Source organism: Thermogemmatispora sp. (assembly GCF_042408735.1).
GTDB lineage: Bacteria > Chloroflexota > Ktedonobacteria > Ktedonobacterales > Ktedonobacteraceae > Thermogemmatispora.
Genome location: NZ_JBHOQV010000201.1, coordinates 1 through 7081 on the forward strand (window position 1 = coordinate 1; position 7081 = coordinate 7081).

Consider the following 7081-nt stretch of genomic DNA (forward strand, 5'->3'; position numbering starts at 1 on the left):
CGGCTGGACTGGCCCGACGCCTCCTTCGATCTCATCAACGGGCGGCTGCTATGTGGCTTTATGCTGCCGGCGGCCTGGCCGCGCCTCCTGGCCGAATGCCATCGACTCCTCAAGCCCGGCGGCATCATACGCCTCACCGAGACCGAGGGGCCCTGGACCAACAGCCCCGCGACCGAGCAATACTGGGGCTTGATCTACGAAGCATTCAAACGGGCTGGCCAGAGCTTCTCGCCCGACGGGCGACGCATGGGAATCGTACCGATCCTGCCACGTCTGGTCAGACAGACGGGCTTTGAGGATGTGCGTGTACGAGCGAGCATCATCGAGTGGTCAATGGGGACAGAGGGCCACTACGCGGTCTTCAAGGACTATCTACTTGGCTTCGAGCTAGTGCAGCCATTTCTGATTAAGGTCGGGGTAGCCACCAAGGCGGAGCTGGAACGTCTCTATCAGCAAGCCGTCGCAGAGATGCAGCAGGACGACTTTTGCGGTCTCTGGCCCCTGGTGACCATCTGGGGACGTAAACCGGCGGCTGCCAGCCAGGGTCAGGAGGAAGAGACGGCCGAGCCGGCCCAGCCCGAAGCCTAGCCGCCATCCTTTCCCCAGGCCGGCTACAGGTCGGCAGCCTCGGGCAGGCCAGGACTCAGCAGGATAGGCGGCAGCCCTTCGCTCAGAGCCAGCCGGGCGGGGCTCACCCCTTAACGGAAGAGCCACACCCGGCATTCGAGGGGCGGAGAAGGCGGGAGCTTCGTCCCGCTGAAGCTCCCGCCCCCCAAGTGGAAGTCCTGCCGGCCCGATGAAGCCCGTCATGTCCCAGTTGCACAATTGCGCAGGGATAGTCAGCAGGCCCGGCCCTCTCTTTTCAGCGCAGCTCACGGCGCGCTACAATAAAGGGAAGCCCTCGGGCCATCTCTGCCACAGATGTTCCTCCTCGAAGAAGAGAAAGGCGGCCAGACAATGAAGCTGATCACTCCTGTTGTTGAGCGCTGGCTAGAGGAAGCGCGCGAGAACCCAGAAGCCTTCTGGGGCAAGGCCGCGGAGCAGCTTCCCTGGCTCCGGCACTGGGATCGCACCTTTGAGTGGACTCCTCCGACCTTCCGCTGGTTCATCGGGGGAGAAACCAACCTCTCCTACAGCGCCCTTGATCACCACGTCAAGCGCGGCTGGGGCGGCCATACAGCCCTCGTTTACCTGAACGAGCGCGGCGAGCGCCGCCTCTATACCTACGCCCAGCTCCTACACGAAGTCGAGCGCCTGGCGGCGGCTCTGCGCGGCCTTGGCGTGCAACGGGGAGATCGCATCACCATCTACATGCCAACCTTCCCCGAGGCCATCATGCTCATGCTCGCCGCCGTGCGCATTGGCGCCATTCACCTCGTCGTCTTCGCTGGCTTTGGCGCCCAGGCCCTGCGTGACCGCCTCGAAGCCAGCGGCTCACGTCTGGTTTTCACCGCCGACGTTACCTATCGCAAAGGCAAAGAGACCAATCTCAAAGAGATCGTCGATGCGGCCCTTGCCGCCGGCAACGGCAGCGTCGAGCATGTCGTTGTGCTTCAGCGAAGCAGCCAATCCGTCGCCATGCAGGCCGGGCGAGATCTGAGCTGGCAGGAATTCCTGTCCCGAGCCAGCGGACACAACGGCGACTACCTGGCACTGGAGGCCAACGAGCCAGCCTACATTCTGGCCACCTCTGGCACAACGGCCAAGCCGAAACTGGCCGTCCACGTGCATGGCGGCTACCAGGTGCACATTCACAGCATGGGCCAATGGGTCTTTGGTCTCAGGCCAACCGACGTCTGGTGGTCTACCTCAGACATCGGCTGGGTCGTCGGGCACAGCTACATCGTCTACGCCCCCCTCATTGCCGGCGCCACGACCCTGGCCTTCGAAGGGGCCCTGGACTATCCCACGCCGGAAGTGCTCTGGAAGACCATCGAGGAGTTCGCTGTCACAGGCATCTTTACCTCGCCGACAGCCGTGCGTCTGCTGATGAAATATGGAGAGGAACCGGCGCGCCGCTACAGGCTCTCTTCGCTGGAGCGCGTCTTCTGCGCCGGTGAGGTGCTCAACGCCCCGGCCTGGTCCTGGCTTCAGGAGACCGTCCTGCGCAACCGCGTGCCGGTCATCGATCATATGTGGCAGACGGAGACGGGTGGGCCGATTTTTGGCAACCCCTACGGCCTGGGCATGCTTCCCATCAAGCCCGGCTCGGCTACCATCCCTCTCCCCGGCATCGAGGCCCGCGTCGTCTCGCCGCTCGACGGCAGGCCGCTCGAGCCTGGCGAGAAGGGCGTCATGGTCATCACGCGTCCCTTCCCGGGCCTGATCCCAACCCTCTGGGGCGACGCCGAGCGCTATGCCCGCGACTACTGGGGCATCTTGCCCGGGGTCTACTACACCGGCGACTCCGCCCAGGTTGACGAAGATGGCTATGTCTGGTTCGCTGGGCGCGCCGACGAGATTATCAAGATCGCCGGCCACCGGATCGGCACCATCGAGGTCGAGACCGCTTTTCTCAAGCATCCCGCCGTCGCCGAAGCCGGCGTCACGGGACGTCCCGACGAGCTACGTGGCGAGGTCATTGTTGCCTTTGTAGTGCTCAAGCAGGACTACGAGCCGTCCGAAGAGCTAAAGCAGGAGCTTCTCAAGACGGTGCGTAGCGAGCTGGGACCTGTGGCCGTCATCGGCGAGCTGAATTTTGTCAATATGTTACCCAAGACGCGCAGCGGCAAGATCATGCGCCGCGTGCTGCGGGCCGTCACCCTGGGACGCGACCCCGGAGACGTCTCGACCATCGAGGACGAGGCTTCGGTTGAAGAGGCCCGCCAGGCCTGGCAGCGCTTGCAATCGGATATTTCCGCTCGCTGAGGCACAGAAGCATCCTTAGATAGATGAGGCAGTGTAGCCATCTCGGGCCAGGCCCGTGCTGGCACTGCCTCCTTTGCCCTCTGCGAAGCACAGGAGAGGTTTCAGTCTGTTCCGACGGCCATCATCTCCAGCTCCTGGCGCAACTGCTGAATATCGCGGGCCGGAGGCCGTCCAAAGAGACCACGGTAGTCGCGATTGAAGTGCGAGACATCCTGGTAACCAACGCGGAAAGCGGCGCTGGTGGCATCCAAACCTTCATTAAGCATGAGGCGGCGCGCCTCCTGGAGGCGCAGTTGCTTCAGGTACTGGAGTGGACTCAGGCCGGTAACGGCCTTAAAGTGATGGTGCAGACTGGAGACGCTCAGGCCCAGCTCGCGCGCCAGTCGCTCGACGCGCACTGGCTCGGCAAAGTGATGGCGCAGATATGAGACAGCGCTGGCAATTTCCGACGGCATGCCGCCCTGCAAGGCCAGGTGGCAGAGGCGCCTCCCCTGCTCACCGACCAGCAGCCGATAGATAATTTCCTGGGTGATCAGCGGCATGAGGACTGGTGCCTCCTCCGGCGTATCGAGCAGCCGAACCAGACGAACTACCGCATCCAGCAGGCGCTCATCCATGGGGCTGACGTTCATGGCCTGGGCAGAGCTGCGCCTGGGCACATAGCCAGCAGCCAGCAGGACCGCCGTGACCTGCGAGGGCACAAGACGCAGCGTCAGGCTCAAGTAGGGCTGCTGCGGGCTGGCTTCGATGACGCGGCTCAGCCGCGGCAGCTCGACGGTCGCCAGCAGGTAATGAAAGGGATCATACTCATAACGGTTGCGCTCTACGAGGACCTCTTTACGCCCCTGAGCTATGACGCAGAAGGACGGTTCGGCAACGCTGGGCAAAGGGATGGATGGCGATGAGAGACGCGCCAGCGTCAGGCCCTCCAATGGCTGGATGGTCCCATCGCGCGGAATAGCCCGCGCAATGCGCTCGGCCAGCTCCTCGCGGTGGGCCTGAAGCCTCTGCAGGTGCCGTTCATCTTGCTGGCGCTCGCGCTCTGTGAGAGCAGTGATAGTCATAAGAGAAACCTCCTCCACTGTGGCGTTGCCTCGCGGCATATGCAGAATCGGCCAATTCTGGACGAGGATTATTCTATCACCTCCGCCCGAGCGATCTCTATAATGCCGCTAGAGGAGAGGCTACCAGACCAGCAAGCAGGGCCGGCAGATGAGCGGCAGCCAGGGAACCGGCGTGGTTGGCCGGATCCGCCTGCGAGTGGAGCAGGTTCCCTCTGCCACGCTGGCAATCTTTCGGGCCAGGCTCTTGTCTGCCGGCTCGCGCCGCTGGCTACCTATAGAGCGGCGAACTTCTTCCAAGCAAAGCCGAGAAAAGAAGAAGAAAGGAGTAATGGAAGCGATGGAGATCAGACGCTGCGGCTCGCAGCCCTCAGAGAAGGGACCGGCTTCGACTTTTACCGGTGCGGTTCGTATCGATCGTTTATTCGAGGCGCCCGGTCCGGCGCGCGTGCGTGTAGCCAGCGTTACCTTTGAACCAGGAGCCCGCACAGCCTGGCACAGCCACCCGCTGGGTCAGACGTTGATCGTCACCGCCGGCTGCGGACGGGCCCAGCGCTGGGGTGGCCCGATCGAAGAGATCCGCCCGGGAGATGTGATCTGGTTCGCCCCCGGCGAGAAGCATTGGCACGGTGCCGCGCCTACAACTGCTATGACTCACATCGCTATTCAAGAGGAACTCGACGGGCGCACCGCCGACTGGATGGAGCAGGTCAGCGATGAGCAGTATGGGCAACAGCCCCAATGAGAGACCGGCCGGCGGCCAGAGCCGGTTGAGATGGTCAGAGACAGGCTCTGCCTGCTTCTACAGGCAGGCAGCAGAGAGAAGGTGATCCATTTCGCTATGAGTCGGCAAGAAATCCGCGCGGCTCTCGAGCGCCGCAGCGAAATCGATATTACAGTGAGGGGCCGCACAAGTGGGCGTCCCTATACCTATCCGGTATGGTTTGTCATAGAGGGCGATACCCTCTATCTGCTTCCCGTCCGCGGGGTCGAAACCGGCTGGTACAAGAACCTGCGCCAGGCCCCGACCCTGGAAGTGCGGGCCGGTCGGCGCACCCTCACGAGCGCGGTGCGCCTCATCGAGGATCAGGCTCAGGTAGCCGCCATTAGTGAGCGCTTTCGCAAAAAGTATGGCGCGCACCAGATTCAAGCCTACTATCCGCGTATTGACGCTGCTGTCGCTGTACCCCTCAGCGAGTAAAGCCGCGCCTCGGCTCAACCGAACCGCCCCTGCCTGCGCCGTGCCGTGCGCGCTCCTGGCTCGACGAGAAAGGGAGCATCCATCAGACCCAGAGCCTTTGCAGGCAGGCGGCAATCCCTGGCTGCCTCTGGCTGCCTGGCCTGTCTGGCCACGGCCCTGAAAGCCGCTGACGGGCCAGACCAGGGGCTTCAGGGGATCGAGACTGCAGGAACCGCGCTCTGCTGCCCGTCCACCAGCTCTGGTGGTGCGGGCCGGCAGAGTTAGCCGGAGCCTCCCAAGTCAGTGCCATTCTCCGCACCCCCCTACTCCGCTCGGCCCAGCCACACAGGCCCGGCCAGCTATAAGCTGGTTCCTCCTCCTTTACCTGCCAGCGCCCGCTTATCGGCAATCCAGCCCTGGGGTCTCCTCTATCCATTTCACACTCAACCCATGGCAGGCGCGCGACGCTCTCTGCCCCCTCCCCAGAAGTCAGGCAAAAGAAAGGCAGTGAGCACAACAAGAGCTAAGCCTTCTTTGCCGACACCGCTGGCACGACGAACTTCAGTCGGAAGCTTTGCCTTTCATACTCTTGGGGCTGTGCTTTTATCTTGTATATTGACATTCATAATTTTTTAATGTATCTTCTCAAGAAGAATAAAGGTATTCTGAGCAACCGAGGAGGAGAATAAGTTTTTGGACGATTCGATCCTTTATCCCCAGCAAACCTTAGAGAGTAGCGGTACTATCCAACAAAGGCGTTTGCAAGAAGCCTGGCAGACCCATCTCTTGCTGCTCCATCAGCAGATTCTGCAACCGGCGGCGCAGCTTGGCGATCAGGTTGGTGAGCCATTTCGTCAGTATATAAGCACCTGGCATCGGAATCTGGAAAGAGGCTATACAGCCCTTTCAGCCTTTGCCCGCCTTCTGGAGAGTGGTGGCAAAGAGATAGAGCAGCTTGATGTCGCCACCAGTCGGGCTTTTGAACCATCATCTGAGGCTGAATAGCTGGAGCTAGGCCGCAGCCTTGCTGATCAGGCCAGGCGAGCAGTGATCCAGCGGGCAAGGATATAACAGAAGGTCAAAGACACGATGAGTGATCCACTTGTCGAAGCGGCCATTCAAGGATTAGCCGCTGTTGGTATCGATGTGCCTCCCTCGGCTGAGGGCCTCATTCAGCTTTTGATCGAGGCGGGTGAGGACGTTGTTGCAACCTTACCCCGCCTGCTTTCGCTGATCGAGCAGTTGGGAGCAGAGACCTGGAGTACGCTGGAGCAAGTGGCGACCGGCATGCAGCAATACGGGTCGGTGGGCTATGCCCAGCATCTTTTGTTGCAAACCTTCAGCCCCCACGTCGAAACGATCCGGCAGATTCACCAGCAGAAGCGCGCGCTGCTAGAGCACCATCGCGCCCTGCTGACCAGCCTGCAGGCCGAAAGCCAGGCGCTGTTCACGGGCACATCGCCCTGGCAGGGCCAGGCGGCCGCCCAGGCACAGGAGCAGCTAGTCAATCTGATGACCGGGCTTGCGGCCCATCTTGATCTGCTCGAGGCCTCCCTGGCTGTCGATCAAAAATTCTTTGACGATTACCAGGCTGCCTACGATTCCGCCTCTGTGGCAGCGATTATCGTGCTCATCGTTGTTTGCGTGATCCTGTTGATCGCTCTGGCCGCGGCGCCCGTGAGCGGAGGCAGCTCGCTGGCTCTGGCCGGCGGCCTGGGGACGCTTGCCTTAACAGAAACGGAGTGCTGGATCCTTGCCGGCATCCTGGCTTGCTTTGTCGCCTGGGGCCTGGCACACGAACTGCTAGCCCACCCGCTCCGGCTAAGCTGGAATCCCTCGTTGCCAGAGATATCGGGCAGCATTCCCACGACAAGCCAGACCAGCGTCGGGTCGGCCTCTGCAGCGGGGAACGATGCTACCAGCATCGCTGCGGAGATTGCCAGCAGCTGGGGCCAGGCCCGTTTTTGGACGG

The 7081-nt window shown here is 61.9% G+C and carries 7 protein-coding genes; 6 read left to right on the forward strand and 1 reads right to left on the reverse strand.

Annotated features, from left to right (window positions below):
* Together ACFMO7_RS21390 and ACFMO7_RS21395 are read left to right on the forward strand one after the other, a co-directional pair.
* On the forward strand, positions 1–588 hold a 588-nt coding region (locus ACFMO7_RS21390), incomplete at its 5' end, for a methyltransferase domain-containing protein (RefSeq protein WP_376797512.1).
* Positions 589–957: 369 nt separating this feature from the next.
* Positions 958–2868, forward strand: a complete 1911-nt coding sequence (locus tag ACFMO7_RS21395) for an acetate--CoA ligase (protein WP_376797513.1) — start codon at positions 958–960, stop codon at positions 2866–2868.
* A 101-nt stretch (positions 2869–2969) separates the two neighbouring features.
* Here ACFMO7_RS21395 and ACFMO7_RS21400 read toward each other — a convergent pair whose 3' ends face one another.
* Positions 2970–3932 (reverse strand): AraC family transcriptional regulator N-terminal domain-containing protein, encoded by a 963-nt coding sequence (locus ACFMO7_RS21400; RefSeq protein WP_376797514.1) that lies wholly within the window; start codon positions 3930–3932, stop codon positions 2970–2972.
* 337 nt (positions 3933–4269) lie between these two features.
* Between ACFMO7_RS21400 and ACFMO7_RS21405 the strand changes: the two genes are divergently transcribed.
* The 4 genes from ACFMO7_RS21405 to ACFMO7_RS21420 all read left to right on the forward strand — a co-directional run.
* Positions 4270–4674, forward strand: coding sequence for a cupin domain-containing protein (locus tag ACFMO7_RS21405; protein WP_376797515.1), 405 nt, complete (start codon positions 4270–4272; stop codon positions 4672–4674).
* A gap of 96 nt (positions 4675–4770) precedes the next feature.
* Positions 4771–5130: a nitroreductase/quinone reductase family protein gene (locus tag ACFMO7_RS21410; RefSeq protein ID WP_376797516.1), complete on the forward strand. Its 360-nt coding sequence runs from the start codon at positions 4771–4773 to the stop codon at positions 5128–5130.
* 672 nt (positions 5131–5802) lie between these two features.
* On the forward strand, positions 5803–6114 hold the full coding sequence (locus tag ACFMO7_RS21415) for a hypothetical protein (protein WP_376797517.1): 312 nt from the start codon (positions 5803–5805) through the stop codon (positions 6112–6114).
* An 84-nt stretch (positions 6115–6198) separates the two neighbouring features.
* On the forward strand, positions 6199–7081 hold an 883-nt coding region (locus ACFMO7_RS21420; RefSeq protein ID WP_376797518.1), incomplete at its 3' end, for a hypothetical protein.